General features: G+C 59.6%; 20 protein-coding genes and 1 other RNA gene. 4 read left to right on the forward strand and 17 right to left on the reverse strand.

Annotation, left to right across the window (positions count from 1 at the left end):
• Positions 1-44 precede the first annotated feature (44 nt).
• The 12 genes from murG to rsmI form a co-directional block, all read right to left on the reverse strand.
• A complete protein-coding gene (gene murG / locus ACB042_RS14200) occupies positions 45-1,127 on the reverse strand; it encodes an undecaprenyldiphospho-muramoylpentapeptide beta-N-acetylglucosaminyltransferase (RefSeq protein ID WP_371178606.1) in 1,083 nt (360 codons plus the stop codon).
• Complete coding sequence (ftsW, locus tag ACB042_RS14205; protein ID WP_005336154.1) at positions 1,127-2,308, reverse strand: cell division protein FtsW; 1,182 nt, start codon at positions 2,306-2,308, stop codon at positions 1,127-1,129. The genes murG and ftsW overlap by 1 nt, the downstream gene beginning before the upstream one ends.
• A complete protein-coding gene (gene murD, locus ACB042_RS14210) occupies positions 2,305-3,588 on the reverse strand; it encodes a UDP-N-acetylmuramoyl-L-alanine--D-glutamate ligase (protein WP_371178607.1) in 1,284 nt (427 codons plus the stop codon). Before murD ends, ftsW begins: the two co-directional genes overlap by 4 nt.
• A gap of 4 nt (positions 3,589-3,592) precedes the next feature.
• The gene (gene mraY, locus ACB042_RS14215) at positions 3,593-4,675 is read right to left on the reverse strand and encodes a phospho-N-acetylmuramoyl-pentapeptide-transferase (protein ID WP_005355120.1); all 1,083 of its coding nucleotides are present in this window, start codon (positions 4,673-4,675) and stop codon (positions 3,593-3,595) included.
• Positions 4,669-6,024, reverse strand: a complete 1,356-nt coding sequence (gene murF, locus ACB042_RS14220) for a UDP-N-acetylmuramoyl-tripeptide--D-alanyl-D-alanine ligase (RefSeq protein WP_371178608.1) — start codon at positions 6,022-6,024, stop codon at positions 4,669-4,671. The genes mraY and murF overlap by 7 nt, the downstream gene beginning before the upstream one ends.
• Positions 6,021-7,553, reverse strand: a complete 1,533-nt coding sequence (gene murE, locus ACB042_RS14225; RefSeq protein WP_371178609.1) for a UDP-N-acetylmuramoyl-L-alanyl-D-glutamate--2,6-diaminopimelate ligase — start codon at positions 7,551-7,553, stop codon at positions 6,021-6,023. Before murE ends, murF begins: the two co-directional genes overlap by 4 nt.
• Positions 7,486-9,240: a peptidoglycan glycosyltransferase FtsI gene (locus ACB042_RS14230; protein ID WP_005336163.1), complete on the reverse strand. Its 1,755-nt coding sequence runs from the start codon at positions 9,238-9,240 to the stop codon at positions 7,486-7,488. The genes murE and ACB042_RS14230 overlap by 68 nt, the downstream gene beginning before the upstream one ends.
• Positions 9,237-9,551 (reverse strand): cell division protein FtsL, encoded by a 315-nt coding sequence (gene ftsL, locus ACB042_RS14235; protein ID WP_005336166.1) that lies wholly within the window; start codon positions 9,549-9,551, stop codon positions 9,237-9,239. Before ftsL ends, ACB042_RS14230 begins: the two co-directional genes overlap by 4 nt.
• A 3-nt stretch (positions 9,552-9,554) precedes the next feature.
• Positions 9,555-10,493, reverse strand: coding sequence for a 16S rRNA (cytosine(1402)-N(4))-methyltransferase RsmH (rsmH, locus tag ACB042_RS14240; protein ID WP_346196741.1), 939 nt, complete (start codon positions 10,491-10,493; stop codon positions 9,555-9,557).
• A complete protein-coding gene (gene mraZ / locus ACB042_RS14245; RefSeq protein ID WP_013723406.1) occupies positions 10,494-10,952 on the reverse strand; it encodes a division/cell wall cluster transcriptional repressor MraZ in 459 nt (152 codons plus the stop codon).
• Positions 10,953-11,395: 443 nt separating this feature from the next.
• Positions 11,396-11,782: RNase P RNA component class A (rnpB, locus tag ACB042_RS14250), an RNA gene on the reverse strand.
• A gap of 156 nt (positions 11,783-11,938) precedes the next feature.
• Entirely contained in the window at positions 11,939-12,772 is an 834-nt protein-coding gene (gene rsmI, locus ACB042_RS14255) for a 16S rRNA (cytidine(1402)-2'-O)-methyltransferase (RefSeq protein ID WP_005356638.1), read from the reverse strand.
• Positions 12,773-12,971: 199 nt separating this feature from the next.
• On the opposite strand from rsmI, the gene ACB042_RS14260 reads away from it, so the two are divergent.
• The 4 genes from ACB042_RS14260 to dolP are packed head-to-tail and all read left to right on the forward strand — an operon-like array spanning position 12,972 to position 16,255.
• Entirely contained in the window at positions 12,972-14,759 is a 1,788-nt protein-coding gene (locus ACB042_RS14260; protein ID WP_019444831.1) for a penicillin-binding protein activator, read from the forward strand.
• On the forward strand, positions 14,701-15,072 hold the full coding sequence (locus ACB042_RS14265; protein ID WP_005355127.1) for a YraN family protein: 372 nt from the start codon (positions 14,701-14,703) through the stop codon (positions 15,070-15,072). The genes ACB042_RS14260 and ACB042_RS14265 overlap by 59 nt, the downstream gene beginning before the upstream one ends.
• Before the next feature lie 9 nt (positions 15,073-15,081).
• Positions 15,082-15,672 (forward strand): SIS domain-containing protein, encoded by a 591-nt coding sequence (locus tag ACB042_RS14270; RefSeq protein WP_005336275.1) that lies wholly within the window; start codon positions 15,082-15,084, stop codon positions 15,670-15,672.
• A 4-nt stretch (positions 15,673-15,676) separates the two neighbouring features.
• A complete protein-coding gene (gene dolP / locus ACB042_RS14275) occupies positions 15,677-16,255 on the forward strand; it encodes a division/outer membrane stress-associated lipid-binding lipoprotein (protein WP_043821894.1) in 579 nt (192 codons plus the stop codon).
• Positions 16,256-16,298: 43 nt separating this feature from the next.
• Here the strand turns inward: dolP and ACB042_RS14280 are convergent, their stop codons facing one another.
• The 5 genes from ACB042_RS14280 to petA all read right to left on the reverse strand — a co-directional run bounded on the left by ACB042_RS14280 (position 16,299) and on the right by petA (position 19,979).
• Positions 16,299-16,724 carry a ClpXP protease specificity-enhancing factor gene (locus tag ACB042_RS14280; RefSeq protein ID WP_005336278.1) on the reverse strand — a complete coding sequence of 142 codons (426 nt, stop codon included), beginning with the start codon at positions 16,722-16,724 and terminating at the stop codon, positions 16,299-16,301.
• Positions 16,721-17,350, reverse strand: a complete 630-nt coding sequence (sspA, locus tag ACB042_RS14285) for a stringent starvation protein SspA (protein WP_005336279.1) — start codon at positions 17,348-17,350, stop codon at positions 16,721-16,723. The genes ACB042_RS14280 and sspA overlap by 4 nt, the downstream gene beginning before the upstream one ends.
• A gap of 87 nt (positions 17,351-17,437) precedes the next feature.
• Positions 17,438-18,172 carry a cytochrome c1 gene (locus ACB042_RS14290; RefSeq protein ID WP_371178610.1) on the reverse strand — a complete coding sequence of 245 codons (735 nt, stop codon included), beginning with the start codon at positions 18,170-18,172 and terminating at the stop codon, positions 17,438-17,440.
• Positions 18,169-19,386: a cytochrome bc complex cytochrome b subunit gene (locus ACB042_RS14295; RefSeq protein WP_005336282.1), complete on the reverse strand. Its 1,218-nt coding sequence runs from the start codon at positions 19,384-19,386 to the stop codon at positions 18,169-18,171. Before ACB042_RS14295 ends, ACB042_RS14290 begins: the two co-directional genes overlap by 4 nt.
• A 2-nt stretch (positions 19,387-19,388) precedes the next feature.
• A complete protein-coding gene (gene petA / locus ACB042_RS14300; protein WP_005336284.1) occupies positions 19,389-19,979 on the reverse strand; it encodes a ubiquinol-cytochrome c reductase iron-sulfur subunit in 591 nt (196 codons plus the stop codon).
• Positions 19,980-20,038 lie beyond the last annotated feature (59 nt).

Below are 20,038 nucleotides of genomic sequence, written 5' to 3' on the forward strand. Positions count from 1 at the left end.
TACAGGTACAAGGCTGCCCGGTGTCACCGCTGCAACCTTGCTCATCAATCTTTACCACACTGCCCGGTTGCGAGCTGTTTGCACTCATCTGCAACCCGCTCGGCCGCATCTGTGATGGCAACGCGACGAGCCGCTTTCGCCATGTTAAACAGGGTCTCCCGGCGACCAGCCAGCCAGGTCAGGCGCGCCGCCAGCGATGCGGTATTCAGCTCGGACTGGGGCAGAAACTCGGCCGCACCGCCGTCGACCAGGGTCAGGGCGTTACGAGTCTGGTGATCATCCACCGCATGGGGCAGCGGCACGAAAATGGCAGCCACACCGGCGGCAGCCACTTCGGAAACAGTCAGTGCACCGGCACGGCAGACCACCAGGTCAGCCCAGGCGTAGGCGCTGGCCATATCCTTGATAAATTCGCTCACCTCGGCATTGATGCCGTGCTGGGCATAGGCAGCAGAGACGGCCTCAGCATTGCCCTTGCCACACTGGTGACGCACTTCAATAGGCACGCCGGATGCTGCCACCGCAGCAGGTACCTGCTCGTTGAGCACCCGCGCTCCCAGACTGCCGCCCACGATCAGCAGATGCAGTGGCTCATCCCCGCTGCGCAGTTGTGGATCCGGCAGAGCGACCACTTCGGGACGCACCGGATTACCGACCACGGCGGTGCGACGGCTCGGCACGAAGGCGCCCGGAAATGCCATCAGCACCCGCCTGGCGATACGAGCCAGCAACTTGTTGGTCATGCCGGCAGCAGCATTCTGCTCATGGAGCAGCAGCGGGATGCCGGAGAACCAGGCCGCCACGCCACCCGGGCCGGAAGCAAAACCGCCCATGCCGAGCACCACATCAGGACGAACGGTCTTGAGCACCTGACGCGCCTGCAGGATCGACTTGACGATGCGATAGGGCGCCACCAGCAGTCGCTTGATGCCGTTGCCACGTACTCCCTGAATATCGATGAAGGAGATGGGATAACCGTGGGCGGGCACCAGCTCCGCCTCCATCCGGTCGGCAGTGCCGAGCCAGTGGACAGTCCAGCCCTGGGCCTTCAGGCGATCGGCCACGGCCAGACCGGGGAACACATGCCCACCGGTACCACCTGCCATCACCAACAGAGTCTTGCTCACTAAACCTCCCGCACGCGCGCCTGGGCTGTCGCCTGACGCAACTCAAAATCGATTCGAATCAACATGCTCACCGCCACCGACATGATGATGAGACTGGAACCACCGTAACTCACCAGCGGCAGGGTCAAGCCCTTGGTCGGCATCATGCCGCTAGCCGCGCCGACGTTAACGAAGGTCTGGAAGCTGAACCAGATGCCGATGCCGATGGCCAGATAACCGTCATAGAGCCGCTCAGCCACCAGCGCGCGATGCCCCAGCTTGAGCGCCTTGACCGCCAGCGCAAAAATCAGGAACAGGGCGCCCAGCACCCCGACGTAACCCAACTCTTCACCGAGGATCGCAAACACGAAGTCAGTGTGCGCTTCCGGCAGGTACTCCATCTTCTGGATAGAGTTGCCAAGCCCTTCGCCAAACCAGCTGCCACGACCAAACGCCATCAGCGACTGGGTCAACTGGTAGCCGCTGCCGAACGGGTCGGCCCAGGGATCCATAAAGGAGGTCACCCGCCGCATCCGGTAGGGCTCGACGATGATCAGCATCACCACCGAGCCGAGACCCGCGCCGATCAGGGTCAAAAACTGTCCCAGTCGGGCTCCGGCCAGAAACAGCATGCCGAACGAGGTAACGAACATCACCACGGTGGAACCCAGGTCAGGCTGCAACAGCAGCAAGACCGCCAGCACCCCGAACACTGCCAGCGGTTTCAGGAAGCCGATCCAGGCTTCGCGCACTTCGCTCTGGCGCCGCACCAGATAACCGGCCAGATAGACAAACAGCGCCAGCTTGCCAAACTCGGCAGGCTGCAGGTTGAAGGGGCCAAGCGGCAACCAGCGCACCGCACCGTTAACGTTGCGGCCCACCAGCAGCACCAGCACCAGCATCAAGATCGCCAGCAGCAGCATGGGGCCGTTGTGCTGTTGCCAGCGCGCCATCGGCACCTGCAACACAAACCAGGAGATACCGAGCGCCATCACCAGAAACAGGGCGTGACGCTTCACAAACATGAAGGGGTCATCTCCCAGCGCAATCCCTTCGGGGATCGACGCCGAGGCCACGATGACCACCCCGACCGCCATCAGGGAGAGCGCCAGCAGTACCAGCTGCCGATCGTAAAGACCGGCAGGACGCGCCGGTAACAACCAGCGCTGGAACAAACCTGCTGCTGCGCGAAGGGCGTTCATAGTGCCAGCACCATTTCGGTGAAGCGATCGCCACGCACCTCGAACGACTTGAACTGATCGAGGCTGGCACAGGCTGGCGCCAGCAGCACCCAGTCACCGGGCTTGGCATCGGAAGCCGCTTTGGCAACTGCAGCGGCCAGGTCGGCCACCCGTTCGGTCTGCTCGCCCAGTGCCAGCAGCACCTCGGCATCCTGACCGAAGCAGTACATGTGATCGATCTGGTTGCCCAACAGCGCCTGGATCGGGCCAAAATCCTGCCCCTTGCCCTGACCACCGGCCAGCAGCAGCAGGCGCCCCTTGACCGACTCGCGCACACCGGCAACGGCAGCCAGCGTGGCACCCACGTTGGTGGCCTTGGAGTCGTTGATCCAGCGCACCCCGTTCACCTCGCGCACGAAGCGGGCGCGATGGGGCAAGCCCTCGAAACGACGCAGCACGGTAAGCTGAGCCGCACGGGGAATACCGACCGCATCGCACAGCGCCATGGCGGCCAGCGCGTTGGCCTGATTGTGGGCACCGACGATCTTCATCTCGTCCACCGCCAGCAGTGGTTCACCGTGCAGGGTCAACCAGTAGCGGCCATCCAGCAGGCAGCGGCCATAGCCATTGCAGTCGAGACCAAAGCTCTGCCACACCTGACCCACATCAGGCAGGGTCTGGGCATCATCACGATTGACCAGAATGTGTTTGGAGTGCTGATGGATCTCCATCTTGGCGGCGCGATAGTCGGCCATGCCCTGATAACGATCCATGTGATCTTCTGAGAGATTCAGCACCACGGAGGCGGCAGCACGCAAACTGTGAGTAGTTTCCAACTGGAAGCTGGAGAGCTCCAGCACGCAGAGATCCATCGGCTGCTTGAGCAGCTCCAGTGCAGGCGTGCCGATATTGCCACCCACGCCGACATTGAGGCCGGCTTCGGCAATCATCTCGCCCACCAGGGTAGTGACGGTGCTCTTGCCGTTCGAGCCGGTGATGGCGATGACCGGGGTCTGGGTCTCGCGCACAAACAGCTCGATGTCACCGACGATCTGCACGCCACACTCGGCAGCCGCTTTCAGTTCGGGGGTCGCCAGCGCGATACCCGGGCTCGCGACGATCATGTGCGCCTGCTTGAGCAGCCCCTCGTCGAGCCCGTGGATCAGCTCCACCTCCGGCGGCAGTTGATCCTTGCCGGGCGGGTTGGCGCGGGTATCCATCACCAGTGGCGTCACGCCACGGCCGAGGAAGTAATCGACACAGGAGAGTCCGGTTTTGCCCAATCCGATGATGATGACCATGGCCTTACCTCACCTTCAGGGTGGCAAGACCCAGCAGCACCAGCACGAGGGTGATAATCCAGAAGCGCACGATGACGCGCGGCTCCGGCCAGCCCTTCTTCTCGTAGTGGTGATGGATCGGCGCCATGCGGAAAATCCGGACGCCGCGCAGCTTGTATGAACCCACCTGCAGGATCACCGAGACAGTCTCCATCACGAAGACGCCGCCCATGATCACCAGCAGGAACTCCTGACGGACCAACACGGCGATGGTACCGAGCGCGCCGCCCAGTGCCAGGGAACCAACGTCCCCCATGAAGACCTGCGCCGGATAGGTGTTGAACCAGAGGAAACCCAGACCCGCCCCGACGATGGCGGTACAGACGATCACCAGCTCGGAGGTATAGGGCACGTAGGGAATGTGCAGGTAGTTGGCAAAGTTGACGTTACCGGTAGCCCAGGCGATCAGGGCAAAGCCCCCCGCCACCATCACGGTCGGCATGATGGCCAGGCCATCGAGACCGTCGGTCAGGTTGACCGCATTGGAGGTACCGACGATGACAAAGTAGGTCAGCACGATAAACATCAGGCCAAGCTGCGGCATCACATCCTTGAGGAAAGGCACCACCAGCTGGGTCTGCCCCTCATGGGTTGCAGTCGCATAGAGGAACACCGCCACCGCCAGCGCTACCGCGGATTGCCAGAAATACTTCCAGCGAGCGATCAGGCCGTCGGTATTCTTGCGCACCACCTTGAGGTAGTCGTCGGCAAAGCCGATGGCGCCATAGGCTCCCAGCACAAACAGCACCAGCCAGACATAGGGGTTGTCGAGGCGGCACCAGAGCAGCACAGACGTGAAAATCGCAGCAATGATCATCAGGCCACCCATGGTCGGGGTGCCCCGCTTGCTGAGGTGGGACTCGGGACCGTCATTGCGGATCACCTGACCAAACTTCAGGATCTGCAGACGGCGGATCAGCCGCGGCCCCATCCAGAGGGCAACCCCCAGTCCGGTGATGATCGACAGGATGGCGCGAAACGTCAGGTAGGAGAAGACGTTGAAGAAGGTGAAGTGCGGGGTGAGCAGTTCGGCCAGCCAGACTAGCATGTGGCTGACTCCTGATGGCCTTTGACCATCTCTACGATATCTTCCATGCGGGAGCCACGGGCCCCCTTGACCAGAATCGAAATTTCCTGATGTGTATTTATCATTTGCGCAAGCACTTCAAACAACGACGCCTTGTTATCGAAATGTCGGCCCGCCGCGGCATCTGCGGTGTGGCGACTATCTTCCCCCACTGTCAGCACGGCATCCAGACCGCACTCGCGGGCATGACGGCCAACCCGGGCGTGTTGCTCGGCAGACTCCTCACCCAGTTCCCGCATATCACCGAACACCAGCACCTTGAAGCCGCCCATGGCGGTCAGGGCATCGATGCCCGCCAGCACGGACTCCACGCTGGCATTGTAGGTATCATCCACCAGAGTCAGACCGCCCCAGCGCTGCACGCAGAAGCGCCCCTTGACCGGCGCCATCTGTTCCAGCCCCGCCTTGACGGAGCCGAGGGATGCGCCGAGGGCCAGACAGCCCGCGGCGGCAGCCAACGCATTGGCCACGTTGTGGCGACCCGGGATCGCCAGAGTCAGGCTCAGCTCACCCTGCGGGGTCACCATCACGAACTCGGCGCAGCCTTGTTCGTTGAGCACAAGGTTGCGCGCGTGGAACAGTTGGCTCTGATCTTCGATGGAGAAGGCGCACTGAATGCCGCGTTCCCGCCACTTCGGCCAGAATTCGTTGTCGGCGTTGACGATGGCCGTGCCGCCCTCGCTCAGCCCCTCAAAAATTTCGCTCTTGGCGTGGAACACACCTTCCAGCGAGCCGAAGCCCTCCAGATGGGCCGCCGCCACGTTGTTGATGATGGCGGCATCGGGTTTGGCCAGCGAGGTAGTCCAGGCGATCTCGCCCGGATGGTTGGCCCCCAGCTCCATCACTGCAAACCGGTGTTGCGGCTCGAGGCGCAGCAGGGTGAGCGGCACGCCCACCTCGTTGTTGAAGTTGCCAGCGGTGGCCAGCACTTCCCCTTCGTTGCGCAGGATGGCGGTTGCCATCTCCTTCACCGTGGTCTTGCCGCAGCTGCCGGTAATGGCCAGCACTTTCGGGTTGATGCGCTCGCGTACCAGCTTGCCGAGTCGGCCCAGTCCTTTCAGACTGTCGGTCACCACCAGCTGGGGGATGGCCAGCGGCAGCTCACGCTCGACCAGCAGGGCAGAGGCCCCTGCCTGAACGGCCTGCTCGCAAAAATCGTGGGCATCGAAGCGCTCGCCGCGCAGGGCAACGAACAGGGCACCCGCGCCCAGAGTACGGGTGTCGGTACTGACGACGCTGATCTCGCCATCGTTACCAATCAGACGGGCATCGAGTACCTGAGCCAGCTCGGCAAGCCTGAGGGTCATCATTTGAATGACTCCAATAATGTGTGCAAGGCGGCCGCAACGGTTTCCCGGTCGCTGTAGTGCCGCTTGTCGGTTCCAATGATCTGATAATCCTCGTGACCCTTACCGGCCACCAGGATGATGTCCTGTTTGCTCGCCTGACCGATGGCCAGCGCAATCGCCTTGACCCGGTCGTGCTCCACCTGCACCGCAGCAGGATCGCGAAGACCCGCCACCATGTCGGCCATGATCCGGGCCGGCTCCTCGGTACGGGGATTGTCGTCGGTCAGGATCACGCGATCCGCATACTGCTCGGCCATGGCGGCCATCATGGGGCGCTTGCCGCGATCGCGGTCGCCACCACAACCAACCAGACACCAGAGCTGCCCTGTGCAGTGCACCCGCAGGGCCTGCAATGCCTTCTCCAGAGCGTCCGGGGTGTGGGCGTAATCGACCACCGCCAGCGGCGTATCACCACCGCCAAAGCACTCCATGCGACCGGTTACCGGCTGCAACTGAGGCGCTGTTGCCAGGAGCTCGTGGAAGTCGTAACCGAGCACCAGCATCACGCCCATCGCGGCCAGCACATTGCTGACGTTGAAGCGCCCGAGCAAGGGGGCGGATAATACACCATTCCCCCAGCTGGAGTTAATCTGCGCGCGAAAACCTTGCTGGTGAAAATCGAGCTGCTGCGCCGTTAATTGACGGCCAGAATGGTGTTCAATCGGGCCATTAACGCTGAACGCCACCGCTGCCGGGTATTTTCCGAGCCACTTGGCACCCAACTCGTCATCGCGGTTGATCACCGCATTCGACTCATCGACCAGCTGCAGCAACTGCTCTTTGGCCGCACCATAGGCTTCCATGGTGCCGTGATAATCGAGGTGATCCCGGCTCAGGTTGGTGAAAACGGCAGCGGCAAAAGGCAGTGCGGCAACACGATGCTGCACCAGACCATGGCTGGAGACCTCCATCGCCACCAGATCCGCCTCCTGCGCTTGCAGCGCAGCCAGATTGGCTTGCACCTGCACGGCGCTGCCGGTGGTATTTTCCGCTTCGATCAAATTGCCAAACAGGCCGTTGCCGATGGTCCCCATCACACCCGCCTTGCCACCCAGCAGGGTGCGCCAGTTGGCGACCAGCAGTGCCGTAGTGCTCTTGCCGTTGGTGCCGGTGACCCCGACCAGATCCAATTTTTGGGCTGGCTGATCGTAGAAATAACCCGCAAGAGCAGAGAGGTGAGCGGGCAGATCACGCATCCCGATACAGGGAACCGGAGTCGATGGTGGGATAAATTCACCATCCTCCTCAAACACAACAGCGGTCGCTCCCTGAGCCACCGCCTGCTCGATAAACCGTCTGCCATCCACCTGATGACCGCGAATGGCCACGAAGAGCGAGCCGGAGCCAACCCGCCGACTATCCAGCTGGATATCGGTCAGGGTGAGCGCCGGCGCCTGGATACCGAAGGGGCGCAGTAATGCATCAAGTGCGCGGGACAAGAGAAGCCTCCGTACGGGCAAGTTTGGTGGGCACCGCTGGCGGCACCGCATCGGGACGAATATTGAAGAGCTGCAGCACCCCGCCCATGGCCTCTGCAAACGGTGGGGTCGCCACGGCGCCGCCATAATAGGCGCTGCCTTTTGGCTCGTTGATCACCACCACCATGACGAAACGGGGATCACTGGCGGGTGCGAAACCGGCAAACCAGGCCATGTAATCCTTGCCATAGCCACCGGCGACGGCGACCTTGGCGGTACCACTCTTGCCACCGACCCGATAGCCCGGGATCTTGGCTTTTGGAATGGCGTTGTCGACCACATACTCCAGCGCCTGCAACATGGCTGCGGCGTTGTTGTGATCGATAACCTGCTCACCCTTGGGCGGCGTAGTCACCTTGACGATGGAGAGCGGCACCCGTTTGCCCTTGTTGGCCAGGGTGGCGTAGGCGGAAGCCAGCTGCAGCGGGGTGACTCGCAGACCATAACCGAACGAGAGGGTTGCCCGCTCGATATCGGACCAGCGACGACGCTGGGGCAACATGCCGCTGCTCTCGCCCATCAGCCCGCTGCCGGTGTCCATACCGAAACCGAACATGCTGAGGGTATTGATCATCTCCTGCGCCGGCATCCGCAGCGCGATGCGCGACATACCGATGTTGGAGGAGTAACGCAGGATATCGTAGAGGTTGGTCGCCTTGTGGATACTGACGTCCTTGATCTGCTTGGCACCGATAAAGAGCGGCCCACCGGGAATGAAATCTTTCCAGCTGGTGACCCCTGCCTGCAAGGCACTGAGCAAAATCAATGGCTTGACGGTCGAACCCGGCTCGTAGGTATCGGTCACCACCCGGTTACGTACCCGGAAGCTTTGATACTGGCCGCGGTTGTTCGGGTTATAGGAGGGGGTGTTGACCATGGCGAGCACTTCACCGGTCTTGATATCCAGCATCACCATGGAGCCGGAGGTCGCCTTGTTCTCGTCGGTTGCCCGCTTGAGGGCACGGTAGGCCAGAGCCTGCACTCGCTGATCGATACTGAGCTGCAGATCGTTGGCGTTCTTGCCCTCTTTAACGATGCCAAGCCGTTCGATGACGCGGCCCTGACGATCCTTGCGCACCCGCATTTCGCCGGGTGTCGCCGTCAGCCACTCGTTGTAGCTGCGCTCGATCCCTTCAATACCGCTGCCATCGATGTTGGTCACCCCCACCAGATGGGCGCTGATCTCGCCGGTCGGATAGAAGCGGCGTGCTTCTGGGCGCAGGTAGACGCCACCCAGCTTGAGCCCCTTGATATATTCTGCTACCGCAGGAGTAACCTGACGCTGCAGATAGACGAAGCGCTTGCTGGGGTTGGCGATGCGGTGTTTGAGGGTATTGATGTCGAGCTTGAGCACGGCGGAGAGCGCCAGCCAGGCGCGCTCATTATTGATGGCCCCGGATTCATGCACCGTCTTAGGATCGGCCCAGACCGCCTCGACCGGCACAGAAACCGCCAGCTGCTCGCCGTTACGATCGGTGATCATACCGCGCACCGCCTGGGTAGAGGTGGTACGCAGGGAGCGCATGTCACCCTCCTGACGCAGACGATCCGGATTGATCACCTGGATCCAGGCCAGACGCAGGATCAGACCCACAAACGCGATGCCGATAAACACCGCAAGCGTGCGAAAGCGCCACGGATAGATCGATGGCGCTTTGACATTCGCTTTGGCAGCTTTGGCTGTAGCCTTGCGTTTCATGGTTGGGTAATTACCTTCTCGGTGGTCACCAGCGGACGACCCATCTGCAACTTGTCCATCGCCAGACTCGCCACCCGGGAGTGTTCAGCCAAGGTGCCCTGTTCCAGCAACAGGTGGCGCCATTCGATATTGAGGCGATCCTCTTCCGCCATCAGATCGTTCTGCTTGGCCGTCAGACCACGAGTCATGTTGGTCACCAGGATCACGGCAAACGCGGTCACCAGCACGGCGACCGACAGAAAAATCTGCAGCTTGTGCCGCCAGAGATCGGCAACGATCTCCTTGGCCAGATGAACACGCACTTCGCTCATCGCTTACTCCGCCAGCCGTTCGGCAACCCGCAGCACCGAGCTGCGTGACCGGCTGTTTTCAGATACTTCATGATCAGAAGGCTTGAGTGCCTTGCCGACCGACTTCAATTTGCGACCGCCTGCCAGCTGGGCCTCGGTCAACGGAATGCCGTAAGGCACTTGCGGCCCCTTCTCGTGCTTGCGGATGAAATGCTTTACCAATCGGTCTTCCAGCGAATGGAAACTGATCACTGACAGGCGGCCGTGTGGTGCCAGTACCTCCAGCGCACCGTTGAGCGCAGTTTCGATCTCGTCCAGCTCGCTGTTGATATAGATGCGAATGGCCTGGAAACTGCGGGTTGCCGCATGCTTGCCCTTCTCCTTGCTCGGATTGACCCGGGCAATCATCTCCGCCAGTTGGCGGGTACGCACATAAGGCTCGGTCACTCGGTCGTGCACGATGGCACGGGCGATCTTCTTGGCAAAACGCTCCTCACCGAAGGTCTTCAGCACCCAGGCGATGTCATCCACATCGGCCTTGGCCAGCCACTCGGCTGCGCTCTGGCCGGAGGTGGGGTCCATCCGCATATCGAGCGGACCATCTTTCATAAAGCTGAAGCCGCGCTCGGCATCATCCAGCTGGGGTGAAGAGACCCCCAGATCCAGCAGGAAGCCATCCACCTTGCCCAGCAAACCGCGCTCATCCAGATAGGAGGCGATGCCGGAGAAGGGGCCGTGCACGATTTCGAAACGGGGATCCTGGATCTTGGCCGCTTCGGCGATCGCCTGGGGATCGCGGTCGATGGCGATCAGGCGGCCATTGGGGCCAAGGTGCTGCAGGATCAGACGAGAATGACCACCACGGCCAAAAGTACCGTCGACGTAGACACCGTCCGGCTTGATGGCCAGACCTTCAACGGCTTCGTGCAGCAGCACTGTGATGTGTTCAGCGGCTTGGGTCATTTATAAAGAGAAATCCTGTAGTCGTGGTGAGCTTGCCCAATCGTCCCCGGGCAGACCCAAGATGTCGTCATTGACCTGTTGTTGCCAGCGGGCTTCATCCCACAGCTCAAACTTGTTGAGCTGGCCCACCAGCATGATTTTCTTGTCCAGCCCCGCATGGTTGCGCAGTGGCTGACTGAGCAGCAGACGGCCATTGCCATCCAGCTCGCATTCAGTTGCATGTCCCAGCAGCAGGCGCTGCAAACGGCGCTCTTGCGGATTCATGCTGGAGAGAGTCTTGAGCTTGCGCTCGACCTCTTCCCATTCATTCAGGGGATAAAGCAGCAGACAGGGATGGGCAATATCGATGGTGCAGACCAGCTGGCCGTCGCTTTCATCGCGCAGCCAATCACGGAATTTGGTCGGAATTGCCAGCCGCCCTTTACTGTCCAGGCTGATGGCATGAGCGCCACGCAACAAATTGCAGTCCCTGAAGGTGAGTGAGCAGGCAGATTGCCCCTCTAAAAACCACTTTGATCCACTTTTCCCCACCTTGAAGTTTAAGGACGTGCAGGGGGCTTTTCAAGCAAGGAGATGGGACAGAGGGAACATATTGACGCAGCAATTGCATACCGCGGATTGAGTGGGTTGATTTTCCACAAGTTATTTGGCGTTAAACTCTGGTGATTAATTGAAATAAGTGAATGAACTGAGAACATACACAATATGTGGGTGCGAACAACCATCCTCGGTTCTATCACCATCTATCGCTGCCATCGTGCCAAATACAAAACTATTCGATTGATTTAAAACATATAATTTCATTCAAAATGACAAGGTCGAAAATATCCTGCCAACGAAGCCATATTTTCTCATGCATAAAAAAAGAGCCCCGCGATAAATCGCGGGGCTCTTCGGAATGAGGTCGGAGTCGGCCTGTAAGCCGGGTTCTGTACCGGGTTGCCCCGGGTAGCAATCATTCCTCTAGGCCAGCAATCGCTCGCTGGCTCAAGCAACCTACCCGCCCCCAACGCGGGCCGCGCCAATAGGGGCCTATTTGGTCTTGCTTCGGGTGGAGTTTACCGTGCCACGAACTGTTGCCAGTCGCGCGGTGCGCTCTTACCGCACCCTTTCACCCTTACCTGATCCCTTGCGGGCCATCGGCGGTCTGCTCTCTGTTGCACTGGTCGTAGGCTCACGCCCCCCAGGCGTTACCTGGCACCCTGCCCTGTGAAGCCCGGACTTTCCTCCCCTCCGCCCGTCTGTCCCGAGGGACACAACGACGAAGCAGCGATTGCCCAGCCAACTCCGAGGCGCGGATTATAGCCTTGCGATACGCACGGGGTAAACCGGCAATTCCCGTTTACAGCCATTTATCGCGCTTTGGTCCCCGTTTACAGGCTGACTGATTGTCGATACAAGGGATTACTCAGGTCAAAAAATAGTCTGACGACCTATTAACCGACTCAATAGTGCTCGAGACCGTATTTATAGAGGGCATTCTTCTTCACGCCATGGATCTCGGCGGTCAGGGCAGCCGCTTTTTTCAGTGGCAGTTCGGTAACCAGCAGACCCAGAGTACGGATCGCCTCGGCTGGCAGATCCTCTTCATCTTTGGAGGCGCCAGCCACGACCAGCACGATCTCGCCGCGGCAGCGGTTGTCATCTTCACCAAGCCAGGCCAGCATCTCGGAGGCTGGCAGACCATGGATCGACTCGAAGGTCTTGGTCAGCTCGCGGCACACCACCACCTGACGCTCGCCGAGAATGCGAGCAATCGCTTCCACTGTATCCTGCACACGGCGTGGGGATTCGTAGAACACCAGCGAGCGGGTGTCTTCAATAACGGCTTGCAGGCGATCGTCACGTCCCTTGCTCTTGGCGGGCAGGAAGCCCTCAAAGGCAAATCGATCGGTGGGCAGACCGGCCGCGCTTAACGCCGTGATGGCGGCACAGGGGCCAGGCAGCGGCACCACCTTGACCCCGGCTTCACGACAGCGGGTGACCAAGTGATAACCGGGGTCGCTGATGAGCGGGGTGCCGGCATCGGAGACCAGCGCGACACTCTTGCCCTCTTTGATCCGGCCGATCAGTACATCGGCTTTCTGCTGCTCGTTGTGATCGTGCAGGGCGAAGGTCGGCACCGAGATTTGGTAGTGGCTGAGCAGGATACCGGTATGACGGGTATCTTCGGCGGCCACCAGATCGACACTGCGTAAAATGTCCAATGCACGCTGGGTGATGTCCGCCAGATTGCCGATCGGAGTGGGGACTATATACAGGGTTGGGATGTCACTCATGGGATCTCCGAGTGCCCCGACAATTGTGTCGCCATATTGGCCCGTTTACACTATGGGGAACTTCAACACTGGTCGGGGAATGAACTTGAACCGGGTTACAAAGCAGCTAAGTGTATCACGACTCTTCGGCATCATACTCGCGGCAGTACTGCTCGCCGCCTGTGCGTCGGAGCCCAATCAACCGTCAGGGCAGTCAGGCATGCCCTCTGCGTTCTCCAATCTGACCAAGAATGCCCAGTGGTATCTTGAGCAGGTGGACCCCGCCAAGCCGGCCGAGGCCTTTACCTGGCAGATGCTGGCGGCACGCAGCTATCTGGCGCTGGGCCAGGCCAAACCGGCCTCGGCACTGTTCCAGCAATTGCAGAAGCAGGCCAAGGACCCCGCCCAGAAGGCACAGTTGCAACTGTTGCAAGCCCATCTGTTGCTGGCGCAAGGCCACGCCAATCAGGCGCTGATCCTGCTGGAAGGCAAACCCGAGGTGGTGCTGGATGCCGATACCCAAAAGGATTGGTATCGCCAGCGCGTCGTACTACAGCTCGACATCAACAACAAGTTTGGCGCAGCCAAGTCGTTGATTGCACTGGAGCCCTACCTCAATCAGAGCGAGCAGGCCACCAACCATCAGCAAATCTGGTCGTTGCTCAAAAGCATGACCCCCTCCACCCTGCAGGCACTGGAAGAAGCACCAGCCCCTGATGTGACCACCGGCTGGTTGCGACTGGCGGCACTGGTCAACGAGTTTGGCGCCCAGCCAAACCTGCTGGCCCGTCAGCTGGCAGGCTGGAAGCGCGACTTCCCCAACCATCCGGCTCAGAAGGATATGCCGGCAGGATTGGGCGATCTCGCCGCAACTGCCAGCACCTCGGTGCAACAGATCGCTGTGCTGCTGCCCCTCTCCGGCAATCTGGAGCCGCAGGGCGCCGCCATCCGTAATGGTATGCTGATGTCTTATAAGGAAAATCAGGGGCAATTCACCCTGAACTTCTACGACACCCAGAGCAAGTCAACCGGCGACCTTTATAAGCAGGCGATTCAGGAAGGGGCTGACATGATCATCGGCCCGCTGCTGAAAGACCGGGTCGAGGAGCTGCTCAAGGCCAATCCGACCGTGCCGGTACTGGCGCTCAACGAGCTGGACAAGCCGGTCGTCAACGACACCACCTACTACTTCTCCCTCTCTGCCGCCGCAGATGCCGCGCAGGCAGCCCAGTACCTCTACACCCAGGGCTACCGCAAACCGCTGCTGATCGCCGCTCAGGGGCGGATCGGTTACAGCAGTATCAAGGCGTTCGAGCAGAGCTGGGCCACCCTGAGCCAGGATAAGCCGGTCGTTGCCACCTTCGGTGCCCGCAACGAAGTGCAGGGGATGGTCAAGAATGCCCTGAGCGGCCGCTCTACCGCCCGTGCTGGCGAGGTAGTGCAACTCTCTGATGCCGCACCGCGCAGCATCGATGCCGTTTATGTAGTGGCCAACAGCCTGGAAACCCGGATGATCAAGCCCTACGTGGATGTCTCGGTCAATCCGATGGGAAGCCTGCCCATCTACACCAGCTCCCGCGGCTACGACAGCGCAGCCACCGAGGTCGCCTCCGAGCTCAATGGCATGCACATCGCCGATATGCCGCTGCTGCTGGGCGGCTACGAGAAACAGCGCGAGCAGATCGCCCTGCTCTGGCCGCAGACCCAGGGTGACCTGTTGCGCCTGTTTGCCATGGGCTACGATGCCGTCAGTCTGGCAGAGAACCTGCAGCAGATGCGCAAGGTGGGTGGCATGCAGCAGGCTGGCATGAGCGGTCAGCTGAGCGTGGATGCCCAGGGTAATATCGTGCGGATGCTGAGCTGGGGTACTTACCAGAACGGCAAACTGGTCGACGAGAACGCCGTTCAGCAACTGGAGGAGCCCTCCAATGAAGGAACTATGGAAACGGATGCGCCAGCAGTTGCCGAGCCTGTTCCCCTCACCAACGAGCAAGGGACAGCACTTTGAACAAGTCGCTGAACGCTGGTTGCAGGCTAGGGGCCTGCAACCGGTAGCTCGCAACTACCGCTGTCGTGGCGGTGAAATAGATCTCATCATGCACCAGGGCCAGACCCTGGTGTTTGTTGAGGTGCGCTACCGGGCCACCGGCAGCCATGGCGGGGCCGCCAGCTCGGTCACCCGCAGCAAACAGCACAAGATCATGCTGGCAGCGCGCCACTATTTGAAGCAACATGCCATCAACGAGGCCAATCAGGCCTGCCGATTCGATGTGATTGCGTTCGAGGGCGACCAGCCAGCCTGGATCCAGAACGCATTTTAAGAGGACCCTATGACTGACCGCATCAAAGAGAACTACACCGAAAGCATCCAGACCAAGATAGCCGCCGCCGAGGCGCTGCCGGATGCCATCCATACTGCAGCCCAGATGATCACCATCTGCCTGCTCAATGGCCACAAGGTGCTGGCATGCGGTAACGGTCCTTCTGCCGCACTGGCGCAGCTGTTTATCTCCGAGCTGGTCAACTGCTACGAGACCCAGCGCCCCTCCCTGCCCGGCATGGCCCTGACCCCGGACATGGCAACCATCAGCGCCATCGCCACCGACCACGGTTTTGAAGAGGTCTACGCCAAGCAGATCCGCGCGCTGGGCCAGCCTGGCGACATTCTGGTGGTCATCACCACCTCCGGCCACAGCCGCAGCCTGATCAAGGCCGCCGAGGCTGCCCTCTCCCGCGACATGACCATAGTGGTGCTGAGCGGGGGTGACGGTGGCGAAATGGCAGGTCTGCTCGGCCCGAACGATGTGGAGATCCGTGTTCCCTCCGCCCGTCGCCCTCGCATTCTGGAAGTGAACCTGTTGACCCTGCACTGCCTGTGTGATCTCATCGACCAGACTCTTTTCCCGCAACAGGAAGATTGAAACCATGAAAAAGCACACTATCCTGCTCGGTCTGCTGGTTAGCACCCTGCTGCTGCAAGGCTGCGCAGCCCTGGTTGTTGGCGGCGCCGCAGGGACTGCCAAGGCCTCTGGCGATCGCCGAACCCTAGGCGCACAATGGGATGACCAGACCATCGAGTTGAAAGCGGCCAATCTGCTGGCCGACAACAAGCCGCTCAGCGCAGCCAGCAAGATCAGCGTCTACAGCAACAATGGCCGCGTCCTGCTGGTCGGCCAGACACCTTCTGACGTTTACAAGATTGAGGCGGGCAAAATTGTCAGTCGCATCGAAGGGGTTCGCCACGTCTACAACGAATTGCGCATCGGCCAACCAGCCAGTTTCACCACTCGCAGCAATGACTCCTGGATCACCTCCAAGGTGAAAGCCGACATGTTCGGCACCAAGAACTTCGACAGCACCAAGGTCAAGGTGGTCACCGAAAACAGCGAGGTGTTCCTGATTGGTCTGGTGACTCGCCAGGAGGGAGAGCAGGCAGTCAACATCGCCCGCCATGTCACCGGCGTGAAGCGCGTGATCAAGGCCTTCGAGTTCGCCCAGAACTAAGCCCGACCGCACATAAAAAAACGCAGCCAATCGGCTGCGTTTTTTATTTGATCACCTTCAGGGTCGGACGACCGCTTGGACGCGGCGGTTCCGGCTCAGGCTCCACCGGCGCTTCAGCCTGCTCAAGCCAGATATCGTAACCCGGCTCAGGCGGGAACATGGTGCCCACGCCGTTCTCCCGGGCATGAATAGCCAGTACGGCTGCCATCGGGATGTAAACCTGCTGGGAGACCCCGCCAAAGCGAGCACTGAAGCTGATAGCCTCGTTATCCATGTGAAATTGCATCACGGCTCGGGGCGCGATATTCAGCACAATTTGCCCGTCCTGAGCAAACTGCATCGGCACCATCACATGGGGAATGTTGACGTTGACCACCAGATGAGGGGTCAGATCGTTGTCCAGCAACCAGTCAAAGAACGCCCGTAACAAGTACGGGCGGCTCGGTGTCATTGTCGGTTCCATGCTCATACGCCAGCACGGATCTCGCGTTCGGCTTCGGTCAGGGAAGCCTGGAAGGACTCACGCTCGAACAGACGAACCATGTAGGCCTTCAGCTCTTTGGCGCCACGACCGGTCAGGTCGATGCCAAGGCTCGGCAGACGCCACAGCAGCGGTGCCATGTAGCAATCCACCAGACCGAACTCTTCGCTCATGAAATAGGGCATTTCACCGAAGATCGGCGCGATGGCCAGCAGGTTGTCACGCAGTTCGTTGCGTGCCGCTTCAGCATCGGTACCGGCCATGATCTTGTCGGCCAGTGAGTACCAGTCCAGCTCGATGCGGTGCATCATCAGACGGCTGTTACCACGGGCAACCGGGTAAACAGGCATCAGGGGCGGATGCGGGAAGCGCTCGTCCAGATACTCCATGATGATGCGCGAGGTGTAGAGTGCCAGCTCACGATCAACCAGGGTCGGTACAGAGTTGTACGGGTTCAGCTCGGCCAGCTCATCCGGCAGATTGGCTGGATCAACCTGGCAGATATCCACGCTAACACCCTTCTCCGCCAGGACAATACGCACCTGATGGCTGAACATATCGTTGGCACCGGAAAACAGCGTCATTACCGAACGCTTATTGGCAGCTACAGCCATTGAACCCTCCCGTCATTAAAAAGCAGAAACGGCAATGAAGCATCTTGGTCTTCATTGCCGTGCATTATATTACCCGTATCTGGTCGCTTAGTGAACGTCGCGCCAGAATTCCTTCTTCAACAGCACAGTGAAGATGAAGAAGATCACGATGAAACCAAGCACCCAGAAGCCCATACGTTCACGCTCCTGTTGTACCGGTTCAGCCGAGTAGACCAAGAAGTTTACCAGATCCAGTACCGTCTGATCATACTCTTCGTCATCCATTTCACCATTACCGTCAGATTTGATGCTGACAACATGCTGGGTTTCCACTCCGTCGACCGTGTGAGTAGCGAACTCGGCACGGGGGGTTCCCTGCAACGGTTCCAGCACATGGGGCATGCCCACGGACGGGAACACGGCGTTGTTCACCCCAAACGGACGGGTCTCATCCACGTAGAAGGAACGCAGATAGGTGTAGATCCAGTCTGCACCGCGCACCCGGGCAACCAGCGTCAGATCGGGGGGCGGCGCACCAAACCATTTGGCGGCATCCTTCTCTGACATGGCGCTCTTCATCAGATCACCGACCTTTGCACCGGTGAAAATCAGGTTCTCTTTCATCAAATCTTCGGGGATCCCGAGATCTTCTGCGACCCGGTTATAGCGCTGATACTGGGTGGAGTGGCATCCGGCGCAATAGTTCATGAAGGTGGTCGCGCCGCGTTGCAGCGATGCCTTGTCACTCAGATCGTAATTGGCTTTGTCCAGATGAACAGCTCCGCCACTTGCAAATACCAGAGATGGCAGCAGGGTCAGCACTGCAAATATTATTCTTTTCATTTAAATGTCACCCTCTCCGGCAGCGGCTTGGTGCTTTCATTCTTGCTATAGAAGAACAGCAGGACGAAGAACCCGAAATATCCCAGTGAACAGATCTGGGCAACCAGCGTCAACGTCGGCGTCGATGGCAGCACCCCCAACACCCCCAGGATGATGAAGCAGACCACAAACTGGGCAATGTTCAGCTTGTGCAGCATGCTGCGATAACGCACCGAGCGCACCTTGCAGCGATCCAGCCACGGCAGCAGGAACAGCACCACGATGGAGAGCCCCATCATGATGACGCCAAGCAGCTTGTCCGGCACCGCCCGCAAAATGGCGTAAAACGGCGTGAAGTACCACACAGGCGCAATGTGCTCCGGAGTTTTCAGACCGTTAGCCACTTCAAAGTTCGGTTTCTCGAGGAAGTAACCCCACATATCCGGCTTGAAGAAGATGATGGCGCAGAAGAAGAACAGGAAGCCTGCCACACCGATCATATCCTTGACGGTGAAGTAAGGGTGGAACGCCACCGCATCCAGCGGCCAGCCGTTTTCGTCCTTGTGCTTCTTGATGTCGATACCGTCCGGGTTGTTGGAGCCAACTTCGTGCAGCGCCAGAATGTGCATGGCAACCAGCATCACCAGCACCAGCGGCAACGCGATGACGTGCAGCGCAAAGAAGCGGTTAAGGGTCGCACCGGAGATCACGTAGTCACCGCGGATCCACAGGGTCAGGTCGTCACCGATGACCGGAATGGCGCCAAACAGCGAGATGATGACCTGGGCACCCCAGAATGACATCTGGCCCCAGGGCAACAAGTAGCCCATAAAGGCTTCCGCCATCAGCACCAGGAAGATCAGCATGCCGAAGATCCACAGCAGTTCACGAGGCTTCTGATAAGAGCCATAGATCATGCCGCGGAACATGTGCATGTAGACCACGATGAAGAATGCAGACGCACCGGTTGAGTGCATGTAACGCAGCAGCCAGCCATACTCCACATCGCGCATGATGTACTCCACGGAGGCAAACGCACCTTCCGCGGAGGGGTTGTAGTTCATGGTCAGCCAGATACCGGTGATGATCTGGTTAACCAACACCAGCATGGCCAGCGAGCCGAAGAAGTACCAGAAGTTCAGGTTCTTCGGTGCCGGATACTTGGCCATGTGGTCGTTGTACATGGCCGTGAGCGGGAATCGATAATCGATCCAGCCCATCAGTTTACTCAACATGGTCAGGCCTCCTTGCCATCGGCACCGACCTGGATGGTGGTGTCATTAATGAATTGATAGGGCGGAATGACCAGGTTCAGCGGTGCAGGCACCCCCTGGAACACACGGCCGGCCATGTCGAACTTGGAGCCATGGCACGGGCAGAAGAAGCCGGACGTGACGCCCTGCACCTGCTCGCCAAAGCTGTCAGGCAGATAGGAAGGTGAGCACCCCAAGTGGGTGCAAATACCGACAGCGACAAAAATTTCGGGCTTGATCGATCTGTACCCGTTATGGGCATAGTCAGGCTGCTGCGGCTCTTCAGATGAGGGATCCCGCAGCTTGTCATCATGTGCGGCCAAGGCATCCAGCGTCTGTTTGGTGCGTTTCACCACCCAGACAGGCTTGCCTCGCCACTCGACACGGATGAGCTGACCCGGTTCCAACTTGCTGATATCGACTTCAACCGGCGCACCGGCTGCTTTGGCCTTGGCGCTCGGATTCCATGACTTTATAAACGGCACTGCGGTAAACGCAGCTCCTACCCCACCAACGGCAACCGTTGACCAGGTAAGAAATCTGCGGCGACCGGTATCAACTGGCGCATTGCTCATCCAAAAACTCTCCCATGTGGACTCCGCACATTCTTATAGTGTCCCTGTTCCCCATTTTT

The organism is Aeromonas sp. S13(2024) (genome assembly GCF_041402405.1).
Lineage (GTDB): Bacteria > Pseudomonadota > Gammaproteobacteria > Enterobacterales > Aeromonadaceae > Aeromonas > Aeromonas veronii.